The organism is Candidatus Methanoperedens nitratireducens, assembly GCF_900196725.1.
Lineage (GTDB): Archaea > Halobacteriota > Methanosarcinia > Methanosarcinales > Methanoperedenaceae > Methanoperedens > Methanoperedens nitroreducens_A.
Window position 1 is genome coordinate 1 of the sequence record NZ_FZMP01000109.1, and the last position, 2,712, is coordinate 2,712.

The window sequence follows — 2,712 nt, forward strand, 5'->3', positions numbered from 1 at the left end:
TTACCAAAATCGTCGAAATTCAGGTATAAGTTATGCTTGTCCACGAAAGCAATTTTTTCTCCACCGGGACTCCAACCTAACATCCTAATATCCCCCTCTAAAATTTTTTTTAAATTCTTCCCATCTGCATCTACTATGTATACATTAGTGTTTCTTATGTCATTTTCATATAATACCTCTTGAAATAGTATCTTGCTTCCATCCGGACTCCAGCTTGGTTTTTCTATCCAACTGCCACTCATTATTTCCTTTGTTCCTGTACCGTCAGCATTTACTCTATACAGGTCCCACTGCTCTTTCCCATTTATCTCTTTAGATGTTAAATATAATATTTTGCTATCATCATGATTCCATTCGTAAGATTCATATTTGGTTCCATTTGACAGGTATTTTACATCAGTTCCATCCATATTTATTCTTATAAGACTTGACTGCTCCCCGATTGTTCTGAAAACAATTTTTTTAGAATCGTGACTCCATACAGGATTTCCATTTGAAGTACCCGAATACAACTCCCTGAGATTAGAACCACCTGCATCGGCTACATAAATATGCTCGTTTGAACCTGTGGACTTTTTTTCAAATTCAAAAGCCACTTTTGTCATATCAGGACTCCATTTGAGATTCCTTTGCCACCATCCCGCATCAGGTAAAAATGACAAAATCGATTCCATGTCTGATAAATTATTTGCAATGGTCTTCAGTGCTGTACCATCCGGATTAATTACGACCAAAATAGATCCGGGTTGTGTTAGCTGGAAAAATATTTTATCTCCGCTCGGATTCCATGCAGGATTTGCTATCCAAGCGCCTTTTGTTTTCATCTTCTTGGACGAGACAATTCTATTTAATTCAGTCCCATCTGCATTCATAACATAAATTTCAGATATGCCCTCAGATTGACTCCATGAGACCACGGAGCTGATAAGAACCTTCCCACCATCTGGACTCCAGAAACCTTGCATAGAAATAGAACCAGGTTTTAGGGAGACCTCTTTAGAATTATTAAGCGTGTAAGGTTTCACAATTTCCGTGATAGAAATAATTTTTTCGGCCCGTAAGGTGTTGTTTGTAACTGCTGATACTGCATCTGGTGAAAGTAATAAGCTGAGTGTTATTATTAATAACATTGTTATTTTTATTTGCATATTTTCAACACTTCTTTTTGTAGATTGTTTTATTTATAAAAAAAATAAAAAATTGAAAAATTTGAAAGTTATATGTATTGTTTATACATTTCGGCTAAGCGAAAATGTATAGGAATAGCCGCCCAGGAACCCTGATATCTTGACGAACGTTGGTTTTGCATTTAAAGTTCTGTCGTATTCTACATTACCGTAGTTCCTACTAATTTGCTGCATCAAAGCCAAATTTCCGTCGTAGAGCTGCGCTGTCAGGTAATTTTCGTATGACTGGCCATCCAGATACACTAAGAGAGTATCTCCTACATTGGGATCGGTGCTCTTCCACGTATCTACGTTATCTACTGGGCTGCTTGTAAGAACGCCATTTACGTCTGTGTATTGATTATTCGGAACGCTGAACAGGGTTGCGCAACTCCAATCACCACAGGCGTCCGGCGTCTCGGCTGATGCCAAACCAGCAAATATGCCCAATACGAGCAAGGCCGCCCCTACTATTCTTATGCTTGCTTTCATTCTTTTTCACCTCCATTTTAATTTACTCCGGCGGCAAACAGGCAAGCTTTTAAATATCTTTAAAGCCTAACCTTGATTTGCCTTCGGGCACTTTTGGGGTTCAGTTGCTTTTTGGAGTTCCTGAACCCCATGATTCTAAAAACAGGCTATTTTTTTAAATAACTTCTGTGACAAATATTTGCATGTATTTTATTATATATATTTGATTTTAAATTAATATTTACATGCAAATTGTTGTCACATAAGATTTAAGCAACGCAGTCTGACTATGTAAGGGGTTGTGGTGATACAATAATGAAACCATTAAAAATCTTGACCATGTTAATGGTCATGGCACTGTTTGCGCTGCCTGTTGGCGCGCAGGAATCGGATACGGACGTTATCGTTGCGCCTGCATCAGGCACAACCCCAGGTGGCAATAACGTGATTGACACCATCGGCTCAGTCGTGCAGGGAGAAACTGACTACTATTATCAGGACATCCCAAGCGTGCCAAGAGTGTGGACCGACCTCAATTGGGGAGTTCCAAGTAACTCACTCACGTTGAAAGTCATTACGTCCGAAGGAACAGTACTCGGCCCCTATCGTGATTCCGCTGATGGAGTAACCGATGGAAGAATATACCTGTCTTTCACGAAAGGCAGCGGGAACTTCGCAGCAGGAAAATGGAAGTTTGAAGTGTATGGAGAAAGTGTAACAGGAAGCCAGACATATAGCTTTGATGTATGGTACTGAAAAAAAAGCGAAAATAATATAACCTAACAGATTTAAAGGATAGTGCGGTAATGAAACAAAAAACCTCATTATTGCCATATTTTTAATTTTTTTGTTAATCGTACCTGCGGTTGCGGCAAATGATGATATCATTGTTGAGTCAGGTTATAAAGTGCCGGCAAACGGAGAAAGACACGACCCAGTACCTATTAGTTGGTGGCAGTTCCAAATTTTGATCATCATCGGACAACTTAGTCTAATGCCAGGCGAGACATTTGCTGCTTTTAAAAGCCTCACATATCTCGGCTATAGAGCTATAGTCAAGTTTTCAAATAATCGT

The 2,712-nt window shown here is 39.2% G+C and carries 4 protein-coding genes; 2 read left to right on the forward strand and 2 right to left on the reverse strand.

The window, feature by feature from the left end:
* Together MNV_RS07850 and MNV_RS07855 are read right to left on the reverse strand one after the other, a co-directional pair.
* Nucleotides 1-1,148, reverse strand: a 1,148-nt coding sequence (locus MNV_RS07850; RefSeq protein ID WP_096205022.1) for a PD40 domain-containing protein, incomplete at its 3' end; no start/stop codon positions are given.
* 81 nt (nucleotides 1,149-1,229) lie between these two features.
* Nucleotides 1,230-1,658, reverse strand: a complete 429-nt coding sequence (locus tag MNV_RS07855) for a hypothetical protein (RefSeq protein WP_096205023.1) — start codon at nucleotides 1,656-1,658, stop codon at nucleotides 1,230-1,232.
* A 294-nt stretch (nucleotides 1,659-1,952) separates the two neighbouring features.
* Between MNV_RS07855 and MNV_RS07860 the strand changes: the two genes are divergently transcribed.
* On the forward strand, nucleotides 1,953-2,393 hold the full coding sequence (locus tag MNV_RS07860; protein WP_096205025.1) for a peptidase domain-containing protein: 441 nt from the start codon (nucleotides 1,953-1,955) through the stop codon (nucleotides 2,391-2,393).
* A gap of 91 nt (nucleotides 2,394-2,484) precedes the next feature.
* The coding region (locus MNV_RS20155; RefSeq protein ID WP_218837943.1) for a hypothetical protein at nucleotides 2,485-2,712 on the forward strand (228 nt) is incomplete at its 3' end.